22 protein-coding genes are annotated in these 25,845 nt (G+C 59.4%); 15 read left to right on the forward strand and 7 right to left on the reverse strand.

From position 1 onward, the window contains the following. Positions 1–79: 79 nt before the first annotated feature. On the reverse strand, positions 80–649 hold the full coding sequence (locus AWX27_RS13715) for an HdeD family acid-resistance protein (protein WP_033644791.1): 570 nt from the start codon (positions 647–649) through the stop codon (positions 80–82). A 149-nt stretch (positions 650–798) separates the two neighbouring features. Here AWX27_RS13715 and actS point away from each other — a divergent pair, with 149 nt between their 5' ends. Next, a complete protein-coding gene (gene actS / locus AWX27_RS13720) occupies positions 799–1,554 on the forward strand; it encodes an amidase activator ActS (protein WP_048234629.1) in 756 nt (251 codons plus the stop codon). A gap of 34 nt (positions 1,555–1,588) precedes the next feature. Here actS and AWX27_RS13725 read toward each other — a convergent pair whose 3' ends face one another. Continuing rightward, a complete protein-coding gene (locus AWX27_RS13725) occupies positions 1,589–2,446 on the reverse strand; it encodes an AraC family transcriptional regulator (protein ID WP_047729951.1) in 858 nt (285 codons plus the stop codon). A gap of 181 nt (positions 2,447–2,627) precedes the next feature. Between AWX27_RS13725 and AWX27_RS13730 the strand changes: the two genes are divergently transcribed. Then, the gene (locus tag AWX27_RS13730) at positions 2,628–4,397 is read left to right on the forward strand and encodes an ABCB family ABC transporter ATP-binding protein/permease (protein ID WP_060423122.1); all 1,770 of its coding nucleotides are present in this window, start codon (positions 2,628–2,630) and stop codon (positions 4,395–4,397) included. A 9-nt stretch (positions 4,398–4,406) separates the two neighbouring features. Here AWX27_RS13730 and betI read toward each other — a convergent pair whose 3' ends face one another. Further along, positions 4,407–5,003, reverse strand: coding sequence for a transcriptional regulator BetI (gene betI, locus AWX27_RS13735; RefSeq protein WP_060422923.1), 597 nt, complete (start codon positions 5,001–5,003; stop codon positions 4,407–4,409). A gap of 158 nt (positions 5,004–5,161) precedes the next feature. Here betI and AWX27_RS13740 point away from each other — a divergent pair, with 158 nt between their 5' ends. Further along, positions 5,162–6,706, forward strand: coding sequence for a BCCT family transporter (locus AWX27_RS13740; protein ID WP_060422926.1), 1,545 nt, complete (start codon positions 5,162–5,164; stop codon positions 6,704–6,706). Positions 6,707–6,712: 6 nt separating this feature from the next. On the opposite strand, the gene AWX27_RS13745 is transcribed toward AWX27_RS13740, so the two are convergent. Continuing rightward, on the reverse strand, positions 6,713–7,144 hold the full coding sequence (locus AWX27_RS13745) for a VOC family protein (protein WP_048234779.1): 432 nt from the start codon (positions 7,142–7,144) through the stop codon (positions 6,713–6,715). A gap of 654 nt (positions 7,145–7,798) precedes the next feature. On the opposite strand from AWX27_RS13745, the gene AWX27_RS13750 reads away from it, so the two are divergent. After that, complete coding sequence (locus tag AWX27_RS13750) at positions 7,799–9,064, forward strand: MFS transporter (protein WP_047729954.1); 1,266 nt, start codon at positions 7,799–7,801, stop codon at positions 9,062–9,064. A gap of 36 nt (positions 9,065–9,100) precedes the next feature. Beyond that, a complete protein-coding gene (locus AWX27_RS13755; protein WP_049273488.1) occupies positions 9,101–9,910 on the forward strand; it encodes a MoaF C-terminal domain-containing protein in 810 nt (269 codons plus the stop codon). A 1-nt stretch (position 9,911) separates the two neighbouring features. Here AWX27_RS13755 and lldD read toward each other — a convergent pair whose 3' ends face one another. The 3 genes from lldD to AWX27_RS13770 form a co-directional block, all read right to left on the reverse strand. Continuing rightward, a complete protein-coding gene (gene lldD / locus AWX27_RS13760) occupies positions 9,912–11,051 on the reverse strand; it encodes an FMN-dependent L-lactate dehydrogenase LldD (protein ID WP_047570674.1) in 1,140 nt (379 codons plus the stop codon). Between the two features lie 42 nt (positions 11,052–11,093). Next, positions 11,094–12,677 (reverse strand): L-lactate permease, encoded by a 1,584-nt coding sequence (locus AWX27_RS13765; RefSeq protein WP_060422929.1) that lies wholly within the window; start codon positions 12,675–12,677, stop codon positions 11,094–11,096. A 323-nt stretch (positions 12,678–13,000) separates the two neighbouring features. Further along, the gene (locus AWX27_RS13770; RefSeq protein ID WP_033649471.1) at positions 13,001–13,921 is read right to left on the reverse strand and encodes a LysR family transcriptional regulator; all 921 of its coding nucleotides are present in this window, start codon (positions 13,919–13,921) and stop codon (positions 13,001–13,003) included. A gap of 426 nt (positions 13,922–14,347) precedes the next feature. Between AWX27_RS13770 and AWX27_RS24590 the strand changes: the two genes are divergently transcribed. From AWX27_RS24590 to AWX27_RS13815, 10 genes are all read left to right on the forward strand, one after another. After that, positions 14,348–14,551 carry a DUF4762 family protein gene (locus AWX27_RS24590; protein WP_072265485.1) on the forward strand — a complete coding sequence of 68 codons (204 nt, stop codon included), beginning with the start codon at positions 14,348–14,350 and terminating at the stop codon, positions 14,549–14,551. A gap of 176 nt (positions 14,552–14,727) precedes the next feature. Beyond that, positions 14,728–15,393 (forward strand): DsbA family protein, encoded by a 666-nt coding sequence (locus tag AWX27_RS13775; protein WP_060422932.1) that lies wholly within the window; start codon positions 14,728–14,730, stop codon positions 15,391–15,393. Further along, on the forward strand, positions 15,393–16,337 hold the full coding sequence (locus tag AWX27_RS13780) for a lysophospholipid acyltransferase family protein (RefSeq protein ID WP_060422935.1): 945 nt from the start codon (positions 15,393–15,395) through the stop codon (positions 16,335–16,337). The genes AWX27_RS13775 and AWX27_RS13780 overlap by 1 nt, the downstream gene beginning before the upstream one ends. Before the next feature lie 19 nt (positions 16,338–16,356). After that, complete coding sequence (locus tag AWX27_RS13785) at positions 16,357–18,480, forward strand: peptidase domain-containing ABC transporter (RefSeq protein ID WP_060422938.1); 2,124 nt, start codon at positions 16,357–16,359, stop codon at positions 18,478–18,480. Next, positions 18,458–19,645, forward strand: a complete 1,188-nt coding sequence (locus AWX27_RS13790) for an efflux RND transporter periplasmic adaptor subunit (protein ID WP_369819316.1) — start codon at positions 18,458–18,460, stop codon at positions 19,643–19,645. Before AWX27_RS13785 ends, AWX27_RS13790 begins: the two co-directional genes overlap by 23 nt. Continuing rightward, positions 19,635–21,593 carry an ABC transporter permease gene (locus tag AWX27_RS13795; protein ID WP_080432963.1) on the forward strand — a complete coding sequence of 653 codons (1,959 nt, stop codon included), beginning with the start codon at positions 19,635–19,637 and terminating at the stop codon, positions 21,591–21,593. Before AWX27_RS13790 ends, AWX27_RS13795 begins: the two co-directional genes overlap by 11 nt. Next, positions 21,590–22,969 carry an efflux transporter outer membrane subunit gene (locus AWX27_RS13800; protein WP_060422943.1) on the forward strand — a complete coding sequence of 460 codons (1,380 nt, stop codon included), beginning with the start codon at positions 21,590–21,592 and terminating at the stop codon, positions 22,967–22,969. The genes AWX27_RS13795 and AWX27_RS13800 overlap by 4 nt, the downstream gene beginning before the upstream one ends. Before the next feature lie 2 nt (positions 22,970–22,971). After that, a complete protein-coding gene (locus AWX27_RS13805) occupies positions 22,972–24,225 on the forward strand; it encodes a beta-ketoacyl-[acyl-carrier-protein] synthase family protein (protein WP_060422947.1) in 1,254 nt (417 codons plus the stop codon). 11 nt (positions 24,226–24,236) lie between these two features. After that, on the forward strand, positions 24,237–24,479 hold the full coding sequence (locus tag AWX27_RS13810) for an acyl carrier protein (protein ID WP_060422950.1): 243 nt from the start codon (positions 24,237–24,239) through the stop codon (positions 24,477–24,479). A gap of 545 nt (positions 24,480–25,024) precedes the next feature. Next, entirely contained in the window at positions 25,025–25,573 is a 549-nt protein-coding gene (locus AWX27_RS13815) for a tyrosine-type DNA invertase (RefSeq protein WP_044030581.1), read from the forward strand. The last annotated feature ends 272 nt before the right edge of the window (positions 25,574–25,845 follow it).

Consider the following 25,845-nt stretch of genomic DNA (forward strand, 5'->3'; position numbering starts at 1 on the left):
GGACAAGCAGAGGGGGTATCGCCTTGTTTTGTCTGGAAACAACGAAAGCGATGAGGCCCGCGGCGGCGGGCCGGTAGCGTCAGGCGCGTTTAAACAGATTCGCCGCCTGGAACAGCGCAAAGGAGCTGACCAGCATCTCGATGCCGACGATGGCCGTCACCAGCGTGACCGATGCCGCCGGGCCTGAGCCGATCAGCATCCAGGCGATGATCAAATCGAGCACGCCGATAACGAACTGCAGCCAGTTGCCCGGCAGCCCGCGGCGCATGTAGCCCGCCGCCAGGCGCGCGATGCCGCCGAGCGCGAACAGCACGGCGAGGTACACCGCCAGCGCCAGAATGCCCGCCAGCGGGCTGGTGATGAACACATAGCCGATAATCAGGTAGGCTACGCCCAGCAAAATGCCGCCGATCATCGGCCAGGTATTCTGCGCCCGGTTAGCGATCATGGCGATAATCAGCCCGGCGCCGCTCAACAGCAGCAGGATGCCAACCACGATGCTCAGCGCTGCGCCGGAGGCGAAAGGATTGACCAGGCACAGTATCCCGCCCGCCAGCAGCAGGAAGGCGATGATCAGCAGGGTGGTGCGTTGCTTTTTGAGCAGTTCTTCGCTCAGGAGGGGCAGATTATTGCGGTCGAGGTTCAACATGACAGTACTCCATTTCGTCGTTGGGTAATTAATCAGTCATCCTTACCTGTTTAGCATAGACCGTCTGGGGGTTTTTGACTGACCCGGCGCAAATGTTACACTGTGCGGCTGACGCGTATCAGAACCGAAACGACGACTGAGGACTGGATTTGAGCACAGGAAGCAAATGGGCTGGGTGGCGCCGCATCGCGGTGTGTCTGACATTGGGGCTGTTGTTGGCCGGGTGTTCGGGTAAAAACACCTACAACCGCGATTACGACAAACTGCCGAAGGGCAGCTACACCGGCAAGTCCTACACCGTCAAACGGGGCGATACGCTGTACTACATTGCCTGGATCACCGACAGCGAAGTCAGCGATCTCGCCAGAATCAACAAGATACGCCCGCCCTATAGCCTGGAAGTGGGGCAGAAACTGCGGCTGAGCGGCAGCGCACCGACCAAAACCGCCGCAACGCGCCGTAAAACCTCTTCGTCTTCCGCCGCGATCGCCAAGCAAACGCCGCCGCCGGGCGCTGCCCGCTGTTGGCGTTGGCCGACCAGCGGCCGGATCGTGCAGGCCTACTCCAATTCAGATGGCGGCAACAAGGGCATCGACATCGCCGGCAAACGCGGCCAGCCGATCTACGCTTCCGCCAAGGGCAAAGTGGTGTACGTCGGCAACCAGCTGCGCGGCTACGGCAACCTGATCATGATTAAGCACGGCGAAGACTTCATTACCGCCTATGCGCACAACGACACCACGCTGGTGCGCAACGGCCAGGATGTGAAGGCGGGGCAGAAGATCGGCACCATGGGCAGCACCGGCACCGATTCGGTGTTCCTGCATTTCCAGATCCGCTACCGCGCCACCGCACTCGATCCGCAGCGCTATCTGCCGCCGCAAGGTTCGTCGCCGTCCTGTTAACGTCAATCTGGCTCCTTGCGGAGCCAGATGTCAGTTACTTCAGCGGCAGGTAAAGATCGGTCACCAGTTCATATTCCGCCACTTCGTGCACGAAGTTGTGGTAGTGGAAATAGAGCGGAAAATCGCGCAGCTCCTCGCCGCTGGCCGGCAACCACTCGCGGTACAGATAATGGGCACTTTCCGAGAGCCCATCCAGCGAGCCGTGATGGCGCAGCAGCGCGCAGCGCCCGGCTGGCAGCGTACTGTTCACCACGCCGAAGGCATTGTCCTCGGGGATCGGCGCAGTAACCTCGCCGCAAATGAAGAAGCGGAAGTCCTGCGCTTCGGTGGTGGCCGGATCGTGCGGTGCGATGCCGAAAGTACGGCTGCTTCTGACCGGCGACAGGCCGCTGGTTTTGCGCCACTCGATAAAGCGCGCGGCGGTTTCGTTGACCAGCGCGGACGGGCCGCGATGTTCGATCATCGCCACCGGCGTGGCCGGGAAGTCGACAATGTCTACCTTCATGGGTTGTTTCCTTTTGTGTTTCGGCTCGGGAAAGCGCTGCTGCCAATCGATCCAGGCCGGCCGTTTGCGAAACTGGCTTGGCGTTTGGCTGAACGCCTGTTTGAAGGCGCGGCTGAAGGACTCCGGGTTTTGAAAACCGGCGTCCAGCGCGATGTCAATCACCGGCTCCAGCGGGTTATACGCCAGGCGGTACGAGGCGCGTTTGAGCCTCATCCACTGGATATAACGCCACACCGAGATGCCGCAATACGCGCTAAACTGGCGTTGAAAGTGAAAGCGCGAAAAGTGGGCCACTTCGCTCAGTTTTTCGACGGTGAGCGCCTCGTCCAGGTGGCGATCGATATAGTCAAAGACCTGCGCAAAGCGCTTTGCATACGTCTGGGTCATGTGATTGTCTCCTCCATGCCTGAACTTTGCCCGAGCCGCCGCCGCTTCTCCTGACGGATGATGCTGAGTTGCCGCCGCAGGACAACGGGATGGCTGCGGCGTTTGCCGCCGGCCAGGCCAAACTCATAACCCCCGCGCGGCCGTGTGCCGCGATCCCGACCGAGAAGATGAATATTACATGATGGATCGTTCCCGTTTGCTGAAATTCCTGCTGCCCTACCTGTGGCCGAAAGACAACCCGCGCCTGCGGGGGTATCTGGTGGTGGCCTTCGTGTTCATGGTGGCGGCCAAGGTCAGCACCACGCTGGTGCCGCTGGCCTACAAAGCGATGGTCGATGCGCTGAGCGGCGAGACGGCGAAAATGCTGGCGGTGCCGCTGGGGCTGATCGTCGCCTACGGCGTGGCGCGGGTGGGCGGCGCGCTGTTTGAGGAACTGCGCAACGTGATGTTCATCCACGTCAGCCAGAACGCCACGCGCCTGCTGGGCGTGCGGGTGTTTCGCCAGCTGCATGCGCTGAGTCTGCGCTTCCATCTGGAGCGCCAGACCGGCGGGCTGTCGTTGTCCATCGAGCGCGGCACCCAGGCGGTGTCCACGGTGCTGTCGCGCTTGTTGTTCTCCATCGTGCCGATCCTGTTCGAGCTCTCGCTGGTCACGGCGATCATGTGGCATATGCTGAACGGCTGGTTCGCGCTGGCGATCCTGACGACGGTCGGCTGCTACATCCTGTTTACCGTACTGGCGGTCAGCTGGCGCACCCGCTTTCGCCGCGAGCTCAACAAGGCCAACGCCGACGCCAACAGCAAATCCATCGACAGCCTGCTGAACTATGAGACCGTAAAGTACTTCGGCAATGAAGAATTCGAAGCCGAGCGTTTCGACCTGTCGCGCCGGCTGTACGAATACGCGGCCATCAAGAACCAATTCAGTTTTACGGCGATCAACCTGGGGCAAACCTCCATTATTTCGATCGGACTGATCGTGATGATGGCCATGGCGGCGCAGGGCATTACGCAGGGGACGATGACGGTCGGCGACTTCGTGCTGGTCAACGCCTACCTGCTGCAGCTGTATCAGCCGCTGAACTTCTTCGGCTTTATTTATTCCGAGGTGCGCCAGGCGCTGATCGACATGGAGAACATGTTCGATCTGCTGCAGGAAAAGCGTGAAATCGTCGATAGCCCGGATGCGCAGCCGCTGCGCCTCGATCGCGGCGAAGTGCGGTTCGATGCGGTCAGCTTCGGTTACGACACGCGCCGGCCGATCCTCAAGCAGGTGAGTTTTACCATTCCGGCGGGCCACACGGTGGCGGTGGTCGGCGCCTCCGGCGCGGGCAAGTCCACGCTGTCGCGCCTGCTGTTTCGCTTCTACGACGTGCAGAGCGGCGCCATTACCCTCGACGGCCAGGACATTCGCCAACTGACCCAGGCCAGCCTGCGGCAGGCGATCGGCATCGTGCCGCAGGATACGGTGCTGTTCAACGATACGCTGCGCTACAATATCGGCTACGGCAAAACCGGCTCCAGCGATGAAGAAATCGAGCGGGCGGCGCGGCTGGCGCATATCCATGATTTTATCGTCGGTCTGCCCGACGGTTACGACACCCGGGTGGGCGAGCGCGGGCTGAAGCTGTCAGGTGGTGAAAAGCAGCGGGTGGCGATCGCGCGCACCATTCTGAAAAATCCGGCCATCCTGGTGTTCGACGAGGCGACCAGCGCGCTGGATACCCAGACCGAACGCGAAATCCAGGGGCACCTGCGCGAGGTGAGCCGCAACCACACCACGCTGGTGATCGCCCACCGGCTCTCCACCGTGGTGGACGCCGATGAGATCATCGTGCTGGAGGCGGGGGCGATCGTCGAGCGCGGGGGGCACGAGGCGCTGCTGGCCGCGAACGGCCGCTACGCCGCGATGTGGCAAACCCAGTACAGCGAAGAGCAGGAATCGCGCTGACGAGGGCGTTCACCCCAGCGGCTGCGCGGCATTGAGCCGCTGTGCCACGTAGTCGCAGGCGATGCGGCAGTCCTGCTTCAGGTCTGTCTCGTCGCCGGCCAGGTTGCCGCGCAGCCAGAGCCCATCGATCATTGCCGCCAGCCCGCGCGCGGCATCACGCGCCTGCCGCAGCGGCAGCTCGCGGCGGAACTGGCAGCAAATGTTGGAATAGAGTCGCCGATCGTTGGCGCGCTGCAGGCGGCGCAGCACCGGCTGGTGCATGCTGGCGGCCCAGAAGTCGAGCCAGGCGCGCATGGACACGGCGTTGGTTTGGCTGGGATGGAAGTTGCCCTGGATAATGGCGAACAGCTGTGACTGGCTGTCGCTCGCCGCCTGCGCGCGGCATTCGGCCACTGCGTCGCGCAGATCGCGCAGGATTTTGCGCATGGTGGCGCTCAGCAACCCCTCTTTATCGCCAAAATAGTGGCTGACGATGCCGGTCGACAGCCCGGCTTCTTTCGCCACCTGAGACAGGGTGACGCCGGCCAGCCCGACGACGTTAATGGTCTCGAAGGCGGCGTTAATCAGCTGCTCCTTACGCTGCTCCGGAATATCTCTGCGGTACATATTTTCCCCAACTGATAGGCCAATCACACTTTGGATTTGATTGATTGAACGGTCAATCAATACTCTATATGCTGCAAAAATGTCAAATAAATGACGATAAAATGTTAACTGAAGGTTGCATTGAAATCGTCTGTCTTTCGCAACATGGAAGCCTGCCAATGACAACAAAAACTCCTCCATCGCTTGACGAAGAACCTGTCAGATTGAATGCTCCGGTATTTTTCGGCTCGGCGGCGGTGATCCTGCTGCTGGGATCGCTGGTCGTGCTGTTTCCCTCCGCCAGCAAACTGTGGCTGAACGCCGCGCAAAGCTGGGTCGCCGACGTGTTCGGTTGGTACTACATGCTGTTGATGGTCGCCTGTATGGCATTCGTCTTCTGGCTGGCGCTGTCGCGCTTCGGCCATATTCGCCTCAGCCAGGATGACGAGCCGCCGCAGTTCAGCTATCCCTCGTGGGTGGCGATGCTGTTCTCGTCGGGCATCGGCATTGCGCTGGTGTACTACGGCGCTTATGAACCGCTGGATCACTTCCTGTCGCCACCGGAAGGCAGCGGCGGCACCGTGCAGGCGGCGCGACAGGCGATGGCGCTGACCTTTTTGCACTGGGGGCTGCACGGCTGGGCGCTGTATGCGCTGATCGCCACCGCGCTGGCCTATTTCGCCTATTGTCGCGGCCTGCCGCTGGCGCTGCGCTCTGCGTTATACCCGATCTTCGGTGAACGCATCCACGGCGGCGTCGGTCATCTGGTGGACAGTTTCGGCATTCTGGTGACGGTGATCTCGATGGTAACCAACCTGGGGATCGGTGCGCTGCTGGTGAACTCGGGGCTGTTTTATCTATTCGATATTCCGCAAAGCACCGGCGTGCTGCTGGCCCTGATCGTGGTGATGATGGTGGTGGCCACGCTGGCGGCGGTCACCGGCGTCGAGAAGGGCATCGCCATGTTGTCGAACATCAACGTCGGCTTCCTGTGCCTGCTGCTGCTGTTCGTGTTTCTGGCCGGGCCGACGCTGAATCTGCTGAACGGCATGTTGCAGAACCTCGGCGATTATCTGACCTCGCTGGTCAGCCGCAGCTTCGATATGTATCTGTACGGCAAGGCGCGCCAGTGGCAGGGCGCCTGGACGCTGTTCTACTGGGCCTGGTGGGTGGCGTGGGCGCCGTTCGTCGGGCTGTTCATCGCGCGCATTTCCAAAGGGCGCACCATTCGCGAACTGATTTTCGGCGTGCTGCTGATTCCGCTGGGCTTCACGCTGGCGTGGCTGTCCATCTTCGGCAATACCGCCATCAGCCTGGTGCTGGAAGGCGGACAGGCGATCCTGGGGCAGGTGGCGCAAAGCGATCCGCCGATGGCGGTGTTCAAGCTGTTCGAATACTTGCCCTATACCCAGCTGACCGCCGGCTTTGTGGTGGTGATAAGCTTCGTGCTGTTCCTGACGCCGGTCGATTCCGGCACGCTGATGATAGCGAACCTCTCCTGCCAGGGCGGTTCCGCCCATGATGACGCGCCGGCCTGGTTGCGGGTATTCTGGGCGGCGGTGACTACGCTGGTATGCGCCGGCCTGCTGTATGCCGGCAGTTTCAGCGCGATGCAGACGGCGGTGGTGCTGTGCGGCCTGCCGTTCTCGGCGGTGATCGTGCTGTACATGGTCAGCCTGCGCAAGGATCTGTGTCGTTACGCCATGAAGCCGGTGCTGCCCTGAGGCGGTTTATTCGTCTGCACGCGGCCGGTGATGCACGTACTCGACAGTCGTGCCGTCCGGCAGGCGCGCATTGAAACAGGCGCCGGTGGGCACCTCCACCGGGCCGAAGAAAATCTCTGCTCCGGCGGCCAGCAGCCGCTGGTGGTAGGGATAAATGTCATCGACCAGCAGCGTGCCGACGGTGCTGCGGAAAGGGCGCAATTGCTCTTCCGCCCCCTCCAGGATCAGAAACGGCCCCACCGCCGCCAATACCAGCCGATGCTCGGGAAAATCGAAGCGCATGTCCGCCGTTACGCCGTGCAGCTGCTCGTAAAACGCGATGGTGCGATCGATTTCGCCTTCGCCAACGTAGACCCGAATCAGCACGCGTGGCTCACGCAGCGATGAAGAGTCGGCGGTTTTGCGCCAGAAACCGGCTTTTGTCAGTGCTGTCGTCATGTTCATCTCCTTGCTGGTTACCTGCCGTTTATCATGCCGCCGTTTTTTCATCCGGGGTTGGATCGAGTTGGCATAAGCTAGCCGCGCCGGTAATAACCCATTCACAGGGCGTTAAAGGGCGTTCTGTTTGTGATTCCTGTCACGGCCTACGCTTTTATTATTATTCAGCATTGATAATGTCATGACGTGATTATTGATTAACACAATGGAGTTAATCATTCGCGCCATAACCGCGATAAAGCAAACGGATTCAAATAATAAAGCGGGTGGGGTAATACGACCGATGAAAAGGGAAATAGCGTCAATTTATAAGGTAAGGTTAAGTTTTATTTATTAACCTGTTTATAAATCACGGCATTTTGGCTTTTTCAATAAAAGTAAAAAGTGCCGGGTAATTTTATTTAAATCAGTAAAAACATAATGTTGATTTATTTTCATGTCATTCGCGCTCTGTGAAAAATACCTGATTTGCCACCCGGTCGTCGTTTTCAACGGCCGTTTGACATGCCCGTTACTTGAGATAAGTTTATATCGTTAACATGTTAATGAGTTGTTATCGTGACCGATGGCCAATGCTTCTCTTGGCTGCGCGCTTAATCGACTTATGCCATGGCCGCTCGCCATTCATAAGTTAACTTATGGACCAATGACGCTATGAATAACTCGCCAGGGCAGCGCTCGCGATTGAGCGAAGAGAACCGATTGCTGATTATTTTATTCTTCGTGTTCGGCTGCGTGTTCGTCGATCGCCTGACTATCTCTTTCCTGTTTCCGATGATCGCCGCCGATTTGAAGCTGAGCAACGTGCATCTTGGCACGCTGTCGGCGGTGCTGGCATTGACCTGGGCGCTGTCCGGGGCGGGGCTGGGGGCGATTGCCGATCGCTTCAATATCCGTAAACCGATGCTGATCCTGTCGATCCTGGTGTTTTCGCTGTTCTCCGCGCTGTCGGGGCTGGTCAGCGGCTTTGCCATGTTATTGATCTTCCGCGCGCTGATGGGGATCGCCGAAGGGCCGGTGCTGCCGATCGCGCAATCGCTGATGGTGGAAAAATCGCAGCCGCAGCGCCGTGGCTTCAACATGGGGCTGATCCAGGGGGCGGCGCCGGGGCTGCTGGGCGGCATTATCGCGCCGCCGTTGATCATCTATCTGGCGCAGAAATGGGGCTGGAGCATGGCGTTTCATCTGACCGCCGTGCCGGGCATCATTCTGGCGTGGCTGATCTATCGCTATGTGAACGGCAAGAAGGATCCCGCTTTCAGCGCCGCGCCGGCGGCCGGCAAGGCGGCGAACAAAGCCGCTTACGGCGAGCTGTTTAAAATCAAGAATGTGGCGCTGTGCATTCTGATCTCCTGCGTGTTCGTCACCTGGTTCATGATCATCATTACCTTCACCCCCAACTTTTTGGTGACCGACCGCGGCTTCGGCGAAGGCACGATGGGCGGCATCATGAGCGCCATCGGCGCCGCCTGGGTGTTCTGGGGCGTGGCGGTGCCGGCGATTTCCGATCGCCTCGGCCGCAAGCCGACGCTGATCTTCTTTTCGCTGCTGGCGGTGTGCTGCCCGCTGTTCCTGAGCTACGTCGATAACCCGTGGCTGCTGGGCGTGCTGGTGTTCCTGTCTTATACCGGCCTTGGCTGCTTCACGCTGTTTATGGCCACCATCCCGTCGGAAACGGTATCGCCGGCCCGTATCGCCACCGCGTTGGGGCTGGTGATGGGGATTGGCGAGGTGATTGGCGGCTGTCTGGCGCCGTTTATCGCCGGGCTGATCGCCGATCGCTACGGGCTGGTCAGCGTGATGTGGCTGGCGGCCGCGGGCGCCGTGTGCGCCGGCGTACTGAGTTGTTTTCTCGATGAAACCGCCCCCGCGGTGGTGAGCCGCAGAGCGGTGAAACCGGCGAGCGTCGCCGACGTTTGAGGCGGTTTTCATCCCATTCAATCAAGGAGAGCGAAGATGTCAGCAGAACAATCCGTACTGAATCAAAATGCCGAGCCGGACTGGAAGAATTACGACGATTTCGCGCGCGGTATCGACACTAACCGCCTGCCGGGCACCCAGGACTGGCGGGGCAAAACGCTGCAGATCGCCTTTGACAACGACGGGGAAATCACGCTGCGCTTCAGTGCCGATCGGCAACGGGTGCTGTGGGCCTGGGGAGGGGAGAGCGGTGAGGACGCTTACGAAGAGGTGCAAACCTCCGCCGCACGCTATTTCTTCAATATTCCGCTGCAGTCACCGGGCAACGAGTGCCTGACGCTGGTACTCAATCGTGACAGCGGCCGGGCGCTGCTGGTGCGCAGCACGCTGTTGCCGGAACAGACGGTGGAAAAGGGCTCGCGCCTCAAGCAAAGCTTCCACGTCGGCCGGATTGTCGGCGTCACGCCGAGTGGCGTCGCGCCGCATCTGACCCGCGAGCTGATCGGCTATCGTACGCTGAATGTCTACAGCCCCAACCACTATTACGAACACTTCTACGTCAATACCGAGCGCTATGCCTGGCAAAACCTGCGCGGCGAGCAATTCGGCCACGGCGATATGGACTACGCCACCTACTACAAGTTTGAGGACGAGATGTTCCTGTTCACCTTCCGGGAAAAGATTATCCCGGTGTGCTCGGTGTTCTTCTTCGACTTTATTTCCGGGCGCTGCACCGGTACCTTCCTCGGGCTGGACGCCGCCGGCCGGGTGTTGGTGTCACCGGCCGGGGCCTTCATCAGCAAGATGAGCTACAACGCCTACCCAGAAGGCGTGCAGCCGCTTTGATTCAGGCGTTTCTGACCAGCGATCCGGCGTTGATCTCCGCGATGGTTTTCGCGCCGGTGAGCGTCATGGCGACGCGCATTTCCTTGTCGATCAGATCCAGCAAGTTAGCCACCCCGGCTTCGCCGGCCGCCGCCAGCGCATAGACGAAGGCGCGCCCCAGCAGCACGCTGTCGGCCCCCAGGGCGATCATGCGCACCACGTCCAGACCGCTGCGGATGCCGGAGTCGGCCAACAGGGTGATGTCGCCTTTCACCGCGTCGGCGATCGCCGGCATGGCGCGCGCGGTCGACAGCACGCCGTCCAGCTGGCGGCCGCCGTGGTTGGAGACGATGATGCCGTCGGCGCCGAAGCGCACCGCGTCTTTGGCGTCCTCCGGATCCAGAATGCCTTTGATGATCATCGGGCCGTCCCAGAATTCGCGGATCCACTCCAGATCTTTCCAGGAAATTGACGGATCGAAGTTGGCACCCAGCCAGCCGATGTAGTCTTCCAGGCTGGTGGGTTTGCCGCGGTAGGCCGAGACGTTGCCCAGATCGTGCGGCTTGCCGAGCAGGCCGACATCCCAGGCCCACTGCGGATGGGCAAACGCCTGCAGCACGCGGCGCAGCGCGGCGTTAGGGCCGCTCATCCCTGAGTGGGCGTCGCGGTAACGGGCGCCCGGCACCGGCATGTCGACGGTAAACACCAGCGTTTTCACGCCGGCGGCCTTGGCGCGCTCCAGCGCATTGCGCATAAAGCCGCGATCTTTCAGCACGTAAAGCTGGAACCACATCGGCCGATCGATCGCCGGCGCCACCTCTTCGATCGGGCAGACCGACACGGTGGACAGCGTGAACGGAATGCCTTTTTTAGCCGCGGCGCGCGCGGCCTGCACTTCGCCGCGGCGGGCGTACATGCCGGTCAACCCCACCGGCCCCAGCGCCACTGGCATCGCCAGCTGCTCGCCGAACAGCGTGGTCTCCAGGCTGAGTTCGGACATATTGCGCAGCACGCGCTGGCGCAAGGCAATATCGGCCAGATCTGCGGTATTGCGCTTCAGCGTATGCTCCGCGTAGGCCCCGCCGTCGATGTAGTGAAACAGAAACGGTGGCAGTTTGGCCTGGGCGGCGGCCCGGTAGTCGGTTGACGCGGAGATGATCATAGTGTTTACCTTCTTGTCTTGCTTGCGATAACGAGTGTTCAGTCAGAGCGTGAGGATCGCTGCCATACCGGCCGCAATCCCGCCGTACGCCAGCATCGGCAGCACGGTCTTTCTGATGATTTTGCCTTCGGCGTTGCCGATCCCGAGGATCGAACAGACGGCGATAATGTTGTTCAGGCACACCATGTTGCCCATGGCGCCGCCGACGGACTGCAAGGCCAGCGTCAGATTGACGTCAAGGCCGCTGCTCCGGGCGATCGACTGCTGAATGCCGCCGAAGGTCAGGTTCGAGACGGTATTGGAACCGGAGAAGAACGAGCCCAGCGCGCCGAGGAACGACGAGAACAGCAGCCAGCTCTCGCCGGTCAGCGCCGCCAACGCTTTGCCGATCAGGATCACCGGCGCGTTGTCGCCGCCCTGCATCATCAGGTTGACCATCACCAGCGCGCCGAACAGGGCGATAAAGGGCCGTGCGACGCGCCCGCCGGTTTCGCTGAACATTTGCCGCACCTGGTCGCCATTCAGGCGGAACAGAGGAATACACAGCAGCACCACCAGCAGGAACGGGATCAGCGCCGGGACATACAGCGTTTTGTAGCCGGCAGCGGCGGAGGTACCCAGCACCTGCTGCAGTTCGACGATCAGCGCCCGGCTGATGCGCAGTTCCCCGAGCCAGCCGAGGTTTTCCTGCCACAGCAGCGCGGTGTTGTTGAGCAGCGCTTTAAGGCCCAGCTGGTGGACGCGTGTCACTATCAGAATAGCAATCAGCAGCAGGGTCGGGGTCATGGCCTTGACCACCTGTAAGAACGGCACCGCCTGCCCGGCGCTCTGCGATTTGTCGCTGCGGGTGAGGCCGATGCCGCAGCGTGCCAACAGTACCGAGAGCGCCAGGCCGATCGCGCCGCCGACCAGCGCCGGGAATTCATAGTTCACCTGAGCCAGCAGCAGATAGGGCACGGTGCAACTCAGCACGCTGAGCAGGATAAACGGCAGGTTGCGGCGGATATCCTGCCAGGAAACGATAAAGCGCAGCGCCAGCAGAGGAATGACGAAGCCGGCGACAAAGTGGATCAGCGCGGTCTGCCGGCCGATCTCCAGCAGGCTGGCGTCCGACAGACCGAGGTTGGCAAAGCCGAACCAGGTGGGGGTGCCCACGGCGCCGAAGGAGACCGGTACCGAGTTCATCACCAGCGTCAGCAGGGCGACGCGCAGCGGGTTGAAGCCCAGCCCGACCAGAATCGGCGCGGCGATGGCGGCCGGTGTGCCAAAGCCGCTGGCGCCCTCAATCATAAAGGCGAAGGCCCAGCCTATAATCATCAGCTGGGCCACGGGATTGGGGCTGATGGTTTCCAGCCAGCGCCGCACCACGTTTTCCGCGCCGCTTATCTGCATCAGTTTGTTGAGCAGGATGGCGCCGGCGATGATGGTGATCGGCGTCAGCGTCGACACCAGCGCGGTGATGATATTGGCATGCAGCAGCCGCAGCGAGGCATCGAACCACAGGAGCTGTACGGCATACACCACGGCGGCCGTCAGCGGCAGGGCGAGGTAAGAGGGCACGCCATTCCTTTTGGTCATCATCCAAATCAGCAGGACGATGGGCGCAATACTGAAAAGCAGGGGCATAAGATCCTCAGGGTTATTATTTTTATGGGCAGAGATATGTAGCTGAAAGGTTAATTACCGCAACATTTTCATTCTAATCACAACGTTGGTGACGATGCCATGCGGTATTTTTTTAACATCGGCGAACGGCGGCGGCGGTGGGAAACTGGCCGGCAGAAGGGGTTAAATTAACTGCTTTAAAATCAGTTTGATAGGAAGCGATTTTGTGTGATAAATGCGTGGGTTCACATTAATTAAGCGGTAATGTTCAATAGATTATGTCCAAAAATGCGGTAATCCCCGCGGCTTTTTGCGGCCGCGGGGAAATAATCAGAGCAGGGAACTCAAAAATAATGGCTGATATTTTGGTAGGAACCGATGATATGTTCGATCAGCAGACGGGTTTTTAACGGCAGATTGCGGGTGTAAGGATAGACGGCGTAAATGCCCAATACTTTGCCGCAGTGGCCGGCCAAGATCTCGGTCAGCTTGCCGTCCTGCAAATCTTCATACACCATGCAGCGCGGCACCATGGCGATACCGTGGCCGCCGATCACCGCTTTGCGGATCGCTCGCGCATTGTTGGCCGACAGGTTGCCGTTAACCTGCAGCTCGTAGATTTCGTTGCGTCCCGGTCGTTTCATCAGCCAGTTGGCGGTGCCGCTCTCCTGGTAGGTGTAGGTCAGGCAGTTGTGGCCAAGCAGGTCTTCGGCGCTACGCGGTTCCGGGTGGCTTTCCAGGTACCCCGGCGAGCAGACGATCACCCAGCGGGAATCGAAGATCGGCCGGGCAATCAGGCTCGAATCCGGCATGGTGCCGGTGCGGATCGCCAGATCGATACCTTCTTCCACCAGATCGACAAAGCGGTTTTCCAGCCGCATCTCGACCTTCAGGCTGGGGTGCAGAGCGCAAAATTCCGCCACGCTCTCGCTCAGCAGCAGCTCGCCGGAAATGGTCGGCACCGACATGCGAATGGTGCCGGTCAACTCTTCGCTCTTTTCGCTGACGGCGTACAGCGCCTCCTGCACTTTGGCGCCGATCTCTTTGGCCTGCTGGTAGAGCGCCTGGCCGCTTTCGGTCAGCGTCAGGCTGCGGGTGGTGCGGTATAACAGCCGGGCACCCAGCGATTTTTCCAGCCGCCCGATGCGTTTACTGATCACCGAGCTGGTGATGCCGGCGCTCTCTGCGGCCTTGCTGAACGAGCCGCAGTCGACAATCAGGGCGAACAGAATCAGGTCGTTGGCGTATTCGTGAGTGGCGAGCATGGGCATCCTGTAGAGTGAGAGTCCTGCTGCCCAGTGTAAATCCGGCGCGGCAGGAAGCAATCTTTTCAGCGTGTTGCACGTCGTCGCCAACTGGTCAGATCTGAATTTTTCTTATTTGTTTTTTCATTTTATTGAGAAATATCCTTTTATGTTTTTCTTGCTTTAATAGGCTTTGATCTACTTTTCTTGTTTTTAGACCAATTTAAATTGGAATAGTCCTGTGTTCACGGCTTACTTATTCGATTAACTTTCTCTTGCAGTGTAAATAATTGTATTGATCTGCTCGTTTGGGATGGCTATGCTTTTTCCCGAAGCGCTCTCATTGTTATTAGTTAGATGGTTTTAAAATGTATTGAAGAATTGCTCTGTCTGCCGACAGAGTAATGGGTAGTGTGTTTATATTTTAATATATATAAGGATATTGTAATGAAGAAAATCAATCTGTCAGAAGCGGGAAACATCGTCGGCGGTACTTTTGTTTGTACCAGGGAGTTTGCCTGGGTGGGCAGCGGCAATAACCGCACCTGCCAGCTGGTCACCACCTGTGCCGATAAGTTTGGCGGTGTGAGAAAGACTTATCACCCGGCGCCGGTAGCAAGCTGCCCGTCTAACCCAACCACGCCAAGCTGAGGCGGGTTAATCCCCTGCATTTAGATTAGCGGTGGGTCGGCGGGCAGCGTTCGCGCTGGCCCGCCTGATACCGGGCGAAAAGTCATCTTTACGTTCTCATTATTTACGGTATTAACTCTTTTTCATGTATTCACCCTGCCGGGTGAGTATTAATATATGCGCAGGATGCGTCCGTTATGTATAAACGTCCCTTGCTTTTCATTAGCTACACGCTTGTCATTATTTTTTCCTCTTCTTTTCTGACCGCCTTTTATTTTAAATATTACGTCATGCAACCGCCGGAGGCAGAAAGCCTGAGCTTTATCGCCCCGGAAAAAATCGAGCAAAGCCCGTTGCAAGACGATAATACTATTGTCGAAGTCTTCTCTTATGCCTGCCACTATTGTGAAGTCAACGAAAGCGGCGTGGCCGAGCTGGAAAAAAGTTTACCGGCGGGGGCCAAATTGGTGCGCTTGCACCTCAGCGACGACAGTCAAGCCGGCATGGCGGCCTTTGCGCCCCTGTTCGCCACGCTGACGATCATGGGGATCGAAGCGCAGCATCGCCCCGCCGCTTACCGCGCCATTATCAAAGAAAACCTCAACCTGGCGGACGACAAACAGCTCAGCGCCTGGCTGACGGCCAACGGTATCGATGAGGCCGCCTATCAGCAGGCCAGAGAGTCAGAGCGGGTCAAAGAGCTGTTGGCGTATATGACGGCAGTGAGCCGTTATTACCAGATCAACGCGACCCCCAGTTTTATCGTCAATCGCAAATGGCTGGCGCTGCAAGATCGTGAGTTTGCCGCTTTCAGCCGGCAGCTGCTGTCGCTGCTGCAGCACGATAAGCCGCTGGCCCCGTGATGCGCCTGCTCGCGGTTCGGGGGTATTTGGCCTGGCGCAACGGCCTGGACGCGATGGCCCGCTTATCGGCAACGGGGGCCGGGATGGGCAACCGCCTGACGTGTGCTGTGCTGCGGCGCGTGGATTATCGCCTGTGGCTGGAAGTGCGCCGGCGGTTGAGGGGAAGCAGACCGCAGCGTCGCTTTCGCCACCGGCATGCGGTAGCGCTGGCGAACCGCCAGAGCCTGTTGGGGGAGGGCAAGCTGGACTTCGCCTGGCTGATGCAGCGGCGGCAGTGGCTGGATCTCGCGGCGGTCTATGCTCGCAATGCGGCGCTGATGAAGCATTTGGCGCACTGTTCCGCGCAGCTCGATCGGGTCGTGGAACCTCTGCATCGCGCGGGCGTGCCGGTGCTGCTGGCGCCGATGCATACGGTCTCCGACGTGTTGGCGACGCTGGTCGGTGCGAATGTTTATCCCAGACGAGCCACGGTGATCGTTTCCGGCGATGTGCAGGCGTTTGCGCGGCGAGCATCGGAAGACGAATGGCGGCAGCAGCTCGACTATTGCTCGATTCACGACGATCCGCGGCACATCGCCGGCACCTTATCGCAGGCGATGCTGGAAGCGGCGGAACATCGGCGCAACATCATCCTCTTCCCGGACATCACGCCAGATTACACCCTGCACAGCAATCAGGATGCTGCGGCCAAACTGGCCTGTCATCTGTTCGGCCGGCCGGCGCATTTGCACAGCGGCCTCGTTCGGCTGTCCCGGGCGCTACGGGCTCAGGTGGTGTTCTATTCGCTTTATTTCGATCGCGGCATCCGCATTCACATCGAAGAGCCGGTCGCTGCAGACCGGGTCGGCCGCGCCATGCCGGCGATCGTCGAGCGAACCCTCCGGCGGCATGCGGATGATTGGCTGTTATGGCATTCGCACTCTTTATTTTTCATCAACGAATAAGTCAGGAATATCACTACGTATGGAAAACATCCTTCCTACGCCGGTCTTGCAGAGCGAAATCAATGAGTGCGGGCTGGCCTGTATCGCCATGCTGGCGGAAACTCAGGGCATTCGCGCACCGTTGACGGAACTGCGGGAGCGTTATCCCGCTTCGCAGCACGGCACTTCGCTGGCGACGCTGTGCGCCATTTTGGGAGAGCTGGCGCTACCGGCTTATCCGGTGGCGTTTGAGCATCAGGATCTGGCGGCGCTGCCTTTACCGGCCATTTTGCATTACGGCGCAGGCCACTATGTGTTGCTGGCGTATCGCCAGGGGGGGTACGTATGCGTAATGAATCCGGCATTGGGGCAGCAACTGCTGCCGTACGCTGCCCTGAAAGCGGAAATCAGCGGTTATGCGTTGGTGCTGGATCGCGATGAGATACCGGCTGGTGCACCGGCCCCGCGCAGCGGCCGCCGGCGCGCTTTCGCCAGCTTAAGCCTGAAGGATACCGCCGGCATCACCGGCATTTATCGCCTGGCGGCGATGACGTTTTTTATCTCGCTGACGCTGTTCATCATGCCGATGATGGTCGCCAGCGCGATCAATCAGGTGTTCGCCATGGCCGGCGAGGTCGCGTTCCCCTATGCCTACTATCTATTGGCGTTCGTGGCGTCCACGGCGTTGGCGCTGGTTGCTCGCATCTTTACCGAACGCTTCATCAAAAATTTCGTGTTGTTGCACGGCGCCGCCGGTTTTTCTCGCCTGCTGGAAAACTCGCTCAATTTCTTCAGCAAACGCGCCCCCGGCGAGATCTTCAGCCGTTTCACCAGTTGGCAGATGGCCGCCGGCCAGAAAATCGAACTGGATAACGGCCTGCGCACCGACTGGATCATTGGGGCCATCGCGCTGGCGGTGATGGGGTATCTGAGCCCGATGCTGGCACTGGTGCCGGTTGTCGGCGTGCTGCTGATGGGGGCGGTCAGCGTGTGGGCCATCTACCGCGATCGGCATTACACCCAGCAGCTGCAGGTGCGAGGCGCGGTGCAAAATGACTTCATCCTGGAAACCATCCAGGGGTTTTCGACCATCAAGTCCGCCGGCCTGGCCGGCCAGCGGCAGGAAGGGTTCGCCGAACATGCCCGCTCGCTGTTCAACTGCCTGCAGCAGCAAAAGATCTATGAGCAGATAAAGGGCAGCATTTACCAGCTGATCGGCAGTCTGGAGATGGTGTTGTTCATGCTGCTGGCGTTGCCGCTGCTCAAGGAGGGCGAGCTCAGCCTGGGGGCATTCTTCGCCTACAGCTTTCTGCGCGAAATCTTTACCTCGTACAGCAGCAAGATCTTTTTCGCCGTTTTGCAGAAAAACCAGATGCACGTCATCGATGAACGCGCGCGGGACCTGTTTCCTGCGGTATCCGTTCGGGCACCGTCTGAGGACGAAAGCGTGAGCCATTTTGACGCGCAGCTGGCGTATCGGGGGGTGACCTTCGCTTACGACGCCGGCCAACCGGTGTTGCGCGATTTGTCTCTGACGCTGGAACGGGGAGAGTGTATTGCCATTTGCGGCGGTTCCGGCGCGGGTAAAAGCACGTTGCTGAAGGTGCTCGCCTGTCTGCTGACGCCGCAGCAGGGGGCGCTGGCGCTGGATGGGCGCGTGCTGGCAAGCGCCGCCGCGCAGCGGTTGTTTTTCCTGCAAAGCCAGGAGGACATTCTGTTCAATGCCTCGGTGTTGCAGAACATCACGCTGTTCGCGCCGTCGGCGCCGGGCCAGCAACGGCAGGTGGAGCAGGCGCTGCGCAGCCTGGGGTTGGCGGACGCGGTGGCGCAGCTGCCGGGGGGCGTGAATGCCCTGGTGCGGGAGAGCCATGCCGGGCTGTCGCTGGGGCAACGCCAGCGTCTGTTGTTGGCGCGCGCCATGTACAGCCGTTGCCCGGTGTTGGTGCTGGACGAGCCGACGGCAAATCTGGATGAAAAGACCGCGGCGACGGTGATGTCGGCTCTGGTAGCGCATTGCCGTGAAAATCGTAAAACCCTGGTGACGGTCACCCATAATCCGCGGCTGTTGCCGTTGTTCGATCGGGTCTTGCGCATGTCCCAGGGGCGGTTGGTGCCTGAATTCCCCCATGACGTCAGGATGAATGATTGTGCTGCGGTGGAGTGACGAGTCCGGGAAGAGACGCTGGCGGCGAGTGGCGCTGGCGCTGGGCGTTTTGGTGGCGGTGGTTGGCGGGCTGTCGTTGCTGAATCGGTCTCCTGACATGCAACCACCGCAAACGGCGCGCGTCGAGCGCGGGGACATCGAAAAAAGCGTGTTGGCGACCGGTATTCTAAAACCGATCCGGCAGGTGAACGTTGGCGCACAGGTCAACGGGCAGTTGAAAAAACTGTATGTCAAACAGGGGGACAGGGTGACCCAGGGGCAGCTGTTGGCCGAGATAGATCCGACGCTGCAGCTTAACGAGCTGCGCAAGTCACAGGCCGAATTACGCAGCGCACAGGCACAGAAACTGGCGAGCCAGGCGCAGCTGAAGCAGTACCAGCTGGAACTGACGCGGCAAAGGGCGCTGGCGCGCGACCGCGCCGGCGTGGCCAGCGATTTGGAAAAAGCGCAGGCGCAGCGCGACGCGCAACTGGCGCAGTTGAAAGTGAACGAGTCGCAGATCGTCCAGGCCGAAGTGGCGCAGGAAACCGCCAGGGCCAATCTGGCTTTTACCCGTATTACCGCCCCTATCGACGGCGAGGTGCTGGGCATTGTCACCCAGGAAGGGCAGACCATCGTCTCGTCGCAAAGCGCGCCGACCATTTTGGTGATGGCAGACGTGGATACCATGATGGTGCACACCCGCATATCGGAAAATGACATCTTGCAGGTGAAGACGGGGCAGCCGCTGTGGTTTTACGTCGCCGCCGATTCCAGCCGCCGATATGAGGGGGCCATGGGTGCGATACAGCAGGCGCCGGCGGAGGCGCTGGAAACCGACCCGCTGGGCAGGAACTCAAGCCAGCAAACGGCGGCGGTGTATTACAACGGCGTGTTTGCCGTCGCCAACGATGAACGCCGACTGCGCACCTCGATGACGGCGCAGGTATTTATCATTACCGAACGCGCGCAGGGCGTGGTGCGGGTGCCGATCGCTGCGCTGGGCGAGGCATTGGATGAAGGGGATTACCAGGTCAAGGTGTTGGAAGGCGAGCAGACCGTGGTACGCCGAGTGCGTATCGGTACCCGCGATCGTCGCTATGCCGAAGTGCTGGAAGGACTGAGCGCAGGGGAACGGGTGCTGCTGGATCAGCAGCCTGATGCGGAGGAAGGCCATGTCAGCTAACGCCGAGCCCATTATTGCGTTGGAAAACGTCTCGCGCGAGTTTCAGGCCGGGGAGCAGAAAATTGCGGTCCTCAAGCGCGTATCCCTGAGCATTCAGCGGGGGGAATTGGTCGCTATCGTCGGCGCCTCCGGTTCTGGAAAATCGACGCTGATGAACATCATCGGCTGTCTGGACAAGCCTTCTCAGGGCAATGTGTACATCAACGGGGTGGCTATTGGGCAAGCCGACGGCGATCGCCTGGCGCAGCTTCGCAGCCGGCATATCGGCTTTATCTTCCAGCGCTATCATCTGATGCCCTATCTGACCGCCGGCGAGAATGTGGCGATCCCGGCGTTGTATACCGCCATGCCGGCCGCAGAGCGCCGCCAGCGGGCAGCGTATTTGTTGGCTCGGCTCGGGTTGGCGCAGCGCGGCGGTCATCGCCCGGCGCAGCTTTCCGGTGGGCAACAGCAGCGGGTCAGTATTGCCCGTGCCCTGATGAACGGTGCGGAAATCATTTTGGCCGATGAACCGACCGGCGCGCTGGATAGCGCCAGCGGTCAGGCGTTGATGGCCATTTTGCACGAGCTGAACGCGGTCGGGCACACCGTCGTTATCGTGACGCACGATCGGCGGATCGCCGAGCAGGCACGGCGGATCATTGAGATCGGCGACGGCGAGATCGTGGCGGATCGTCGCCATGAGGCCTCCCGACAGCCTGCTACGTTCGAACGGCCGCTATCGCCGGTAGCCCCCCTGAAGCGCATGGCACCGGGTGTGGCGCTGAAAGAGGCTGTCGGTATGGCCTGGCGAGCATTGCTGGGGCATCGGGTCCGGGCCGTGTTGTCGATGCTCGGCATCATTATCGGCATTGCGGCGGTGGTCTCCGCCATCGCCATCGGGGAGGGCACACGGCGTAATATTCTCAAGGAAATCAGCCAGCTTGGCACCAGCACGTTGGAGATTCGCCCTGGCCTCGGGTGGGAAAAATCGCGCCCTGATTTCGCGCGTTCGCTGAGCGCGCGCGATGCTGCATTGTTGGCGGCGCTGCCTTACGTCGACAGCGTCTCGCCGGTGATCGGCACCCAACTGCTGGCCGTTCGCGAAGGCAAACAGGTGCCACTCGCCGTGATGGGCGTCGGCGAAGGGTATTTCCGCACGCAGGGCATTCGCCTGCTTTCCGGCGGCCTGTTAACCGCGCAGGATCTGAGTGAGCGTGCACCGGTAGCGGTGATTGATCCCTTGTTAAAGCAGGCGCTGTTTTCTTCCCGGCTAGACCCGGTAGGCGCGGTATTGCTGATAGCGGGCGTGCCTTATCGGGTGATTGGCGTCGCGCAGCGTCGCGGCGCTCAATACGCCGGCTCTCAACCGCTTGCCTGGCTGCCCTATACCTCCCTCACCGGCCGCATCGCCGGCGATATGCCGCTGGAATCCATTGTGATGCGAGTGAATGAAAAACTGACGCTGGAAGAGGCGGGGCGGGATGCGACCCGGCGTTTGATCGTAGAACACGGGCGGCGGGATTTCTTCACCCTGACCGACGATCAGCTGATGCAATCCATTCAGCGCGCCTCAGACTCCATGCAGCTGCTGATTACCGCGATTGCCGCCATCTCGCTGCTGGTGGGCGGTGTGGGGGTAATGAACATCATGCTGGTTTCGGTGACGGAACGGACCCATGAGATCGGCATTCGATTGGCGGTGGGCGCTGCTGAGAGAGACATTATGCGGCAGTTTCTGATCGAGGCGGTGGTGATCTGCAGCCTGGGGGGCGTGTTGGGGATCGCCTGCGCCGCGTTGGTTAAAGGGGCTCTGAGCGGATTGGCGCCGCAGGTGACGATGATCTTTACCTGGCCGCCGCTGTTGCTGGCCTGCGGATTCTCGGCGTTGATCGGTGTCGGGTTCGGGTTCTTTCCCGCCCGCACCGCCGCGCGCCTGCAGCCGGTGGAGGCGCTGGCGCGAGAATGAGCCGACTTTGGGTTTGTGGGCTGGTGATGCTGTCGCTGAGCGCCTGCGGATGGCAGCCGATCGACGCCACGGCGCCACCGTCGTTGCCGCCGCAGTGGCGCGTGGTCGATGAGCGCTCCGGTTCACTGCGCGCGGGCATCGCCTGGTGGGAAAACTTCAACGATCCGCAACTGTCGGCGCTGATCGACGGCGTGCTGATTGCGAATCAGGATCTGGCGCTGGCCGGATTGCAGTGGCGTGAGGCCATGTTGGAGGCCGGATTAGCGCAGGGCAATTTGACGCCGGATCTGGCCGCCAGCCTGAGTGGCCGCAATACCCGAGCGCTGCGGGGCACGACTACGCCGCAGGAAAGCTACCGTGCAGGGCTTTCTCTGAGCTATGAACTGGATTTATGGGGCAAGCTGGCGCGCATTCGCGAACAGGCAGAATGGCAGGCCGTCGCCTCGGCGTTGGACCGGCGCAATACCGCGTTGACCTTGATAGGGGCTACCGCGCGCGGGTATTGGCAGATTGCCGATTTGAATCAGCAAGTTATCCATCAGCAACGGATGGTGACGATCGCGCGTGAAACTTTGCGGCTGGTGGCGGCACGTCACACCGCGGGCGATGTTGGCCGATTCGAGCTGTTGCAGGCGGAACAGAACCTGTTGGCGAGAGAGAATCAGCTGCATGAGCTGGAGCGGCAGCGGGAAGACGCGCGTAACTCGCTGGCGTTATTGTTTGGGCGATCGCCGCTGCTGCGCTATAGCGAACGGCGTTCGTTGCCGCTTGAAGAGGTGGCTATCGCGCAGCGCCTGCCGGCGGCGGTGATTGCACGCAGGCCGGATGTTCAGGCGGCAGAGCGCCGCCTGAGAGCGGCGCTGGCCGGTGCCGAGGCGGCCAGGTTGAGTTTTTATCCGACGCTGAGCCTGGAAGCCGGGTTGGATGCCGGCAGTGGGCTTTTCCGCCGGTGGTTCAGTGAACCTTCGCGTTCGCTGGGGGCCACGTTGACGCTGCCGTTTATCGAATGGCGCAAGATGCGCTTGTCCAGTGACAAAGCGGCGTTGCAGGCGCAGCGGGCGGAGATTCAATTTCGCGATGCGGTCTACCGCGCGCTGGCCGATGTGGACAACGCCATGCGACAACGCCTGGAAGCACAGCGGCAAATCGGCAACCAGCGGCGGCATCTGGCGATGAGCCGGCAAGCCGTGGCGTTGGCGCGGCATCAATATCAGGCCGGTTCCGTCGCGCTGCAAACTCTGCTGGATGCGCAAGAGGCGGTGTTGACCAGCGAAAATTCGCTGTCGGCGCTGCAATACCGCTACCTGAACGCCACGATGCAGCTCTGGCTGGCGCTGGGCGGCAACGAGGCTTTCGCATCGGGGCAAGGAGAATAAGCATGGAGAAAATAAGACGAGTGGTGGTCACCGGTTACGGTGCCGTCACCGCGCTGGGCGGCAACGCGCAGCAAAACTGGCAGGCTATCATGGCCAGCCGCCTGGCCTATCGCTATCACGATAAATCGGCGGCAGGGATCCACGCGCGCTTTTTTGCTTTGCTGGAGTCTGAACCGCCGCTGGAGGGCGTTGCTGCGCGGGTAAGTCGCCGGCTACCCAGATTCGCCAGGTTGGCGCTTGCCGCCGCCGCAGAGGCGATCGAAATGGCGTTTTCATCCTCTTACAGGGGGCCTGCGCACTTTTATTCGTCGTTGGAGTGCGGGGCGATTATCGGCAGCGGCTGGGGAGGGCAGGATGAGATCATGCAAAACAATGCGGACTATCTGCAATCCGGATTGGGGCAGTTGTTTGGCTGTTTTCACGCGATGCCCAATATCGCGACCGCCATATGCGGCCAGCATTGGCTGCTACGGGGTTATCAAGGCTCGCCGGCGGCGGCCTGTGCGACTGGCGGCATCGCGATTGGCGATGCGTTTGAAGTGATTCGCAGCGGCCGCGCCGCAATGATGCTGGCTGGCGCGTCGGAATCGCTGAGCGGCAACGGTGCGATCTGGAATATGGATGCGTTGCGTTTGTTGAGCCGGGAGCAGAAAGATATCACCAAAGCCAGCTGCCCGTTCAGCCGGGATCGCAACGGTTTCGTCCTGGCGGAGGGGGCCGCCGTGTTATGCCTTGAGGAACGGGAAGCGGCTTTAGCGCGTGGTGCGACGATCCTGGGGGAGATCAAAGGGTACGGCAATTTTTCAGACGCTTTCGATCTTACCGCCCCGGCGGAGGATCAGCAGGCGAAAGTGAAAACCATACGACGGGCTTTAGAGCAGGCGAAGCTCGACAGTCATAAAATCGACTATATCAATGCGCATGGCACCTCTACGCTGCAAAACGATGTGAGCGAAACCGAGGCGATCAAGGCGGCTCTGGGGCGCGATGCTTACCGCACGCCGATTTCCAGCACGAAATCCTATACTGGGCACCTGCTTGGCGCATCCGGCAGTTTTGAGGCCATCGTCTGCCTGCAAGCGTTACAGCAACAAATGATGCCGGCAACCTGCCATTTGCACGAGACCGATCCCGAATGCGATCTTGATTATATTCGCGAGGGGCATCGGCATGGCCGTCTGCGTAATGTCATGAGCCTCAGCTTCGGTTTCGGCGGCGCCAATGCGGCGCTGGTATTTGGTTATCACAATGAATAGCGATAGGGCCTATGGAAAAGTATCATCGGTTATATGAGACGATTTGCGGCATGTTGTACGAAGCCAGAGGGCTGGAGAGAACGCAGCTGTCGGCAGATATGCCGCTACAACAGCTTGGGCTGGACAGCCTGGATTATATGGAGCTGATGCTGGTGGTTCGGCGAGAATTCGGCATTACGCTCACTGCGGAAATGCTTATCGAACACCCTGAGTTGACGCTCGGTGAATTGTGCCACGTGATAATCCGTCAATAATTTCATCCCCCCAGGCGATCGCTTGTTGAGGTCAGGCCTGGGTTTTTTTCGTCTGTTGTGACTGCCATTTCATCTCTTACCCTTCCAGTTTCACTCTGTTATCGATATCCATAATTATTAATGCTTATCCGTCAGGTTAATATGAACCCGTGATGGCGGTTTTTCATTCTCATTTTGGCGGTGTTATTAATGGCGAGTGTTAATGACATGGCAATATTTTTTAGGAATATTCTTTGTTTTGCCGGTTAATTTATCAATCTTACGCCACATCGTGCCAGGCAGTGATAACGCAAGCTAAAGCAAACAGGAAGCCGTGTGGTGATAATGCCGGGAATCTGCGGAACCCATTCGCAAGAGCGACTCACAAGGGTGGTTGATGCCCGTGATAATAACGCCTGTCGCGCTGTTCGCATTCGGCAAATCCGCTATACTCCGCGCTGGATGCAGGAACCTATCCATAAGCCAGGGGCTACCCTGAGTGTCCATTGTGGTGACGTAAAAGGAAAATGACAGCCACATTTTTCCGAGCAAAGTAATGAGGTTGTATGTCTAATCGTAAACATCTGACGCCTTCCGAAGTGGAGAGACTGCTTGAGGTCACGCTGCAGGGAAAGAATCCAGAACGCGATTATTGTTTGATTTATATGTGTTTTATTCATGGGTGTCGCGCCAGCGAAATAGGGGGGTGGCGCTTATCGGATATCGATCTGGAAGGCGGTAATATCTATGTACATCGGTTGAAAAATGGCTTTTCCACCGTCCATCCGCTCTATCTGCGCGAAAGACAATGTCTGCGGCGCTGGTTGGATAAGCGTCAACGGCACCGCTGGGCCGATCAAGAGTGGCTGTTCCTGTCCAACCGCGGTGGCCGTCTGTCGCGCCAACGTATTTACGGGTTGATTCGCCATTACAGCAAGGTGGCCAAATTGGAGGTCAACGCTCATCCACATATGCTGCGGCATGGCTGCGGATTTGCATTGGCGGACCGCGGTATCGACACCCGTTTAATTCAGGATTACCTCGGGCACCGAAATATCCAGAATACGGTGATTTATACCGCCAGCAATGCACAGCGCTTTAAGGAAATTTGGTAAGTGTGATTTAAGTTAATAACGATAAGGAGTCACTTTGAACTAAACTGAAACATACTGTAAGGACGCGTAAAAACAATGTCAATATTCCCATGCCCTCTTTCCTGCTTAAAGCTTAATTCTTTTTGAAAACAGTGTGTTGTGATTTTTTCTCGTATCCCCTACCTCCTCTTAATCTAAGCAAAATCCTAATCAAAAATCCGCGGATTTAAATCATTGAGTTTACGTCTTGGTTTTTTAGTCTGATTTAATATCACTTTGTTACTCAGCTGGTT

This window comes from Serratia sp. 2880STDY5682894 (assembly GCF_001537385.1).
Classification (GTDB): domain Bacteria; phylum Pseudomonadota; class Gammaproteobacteria; order Enterobacterales; family Enterobacteriaceae; genus Serratia; species Serratia nevei.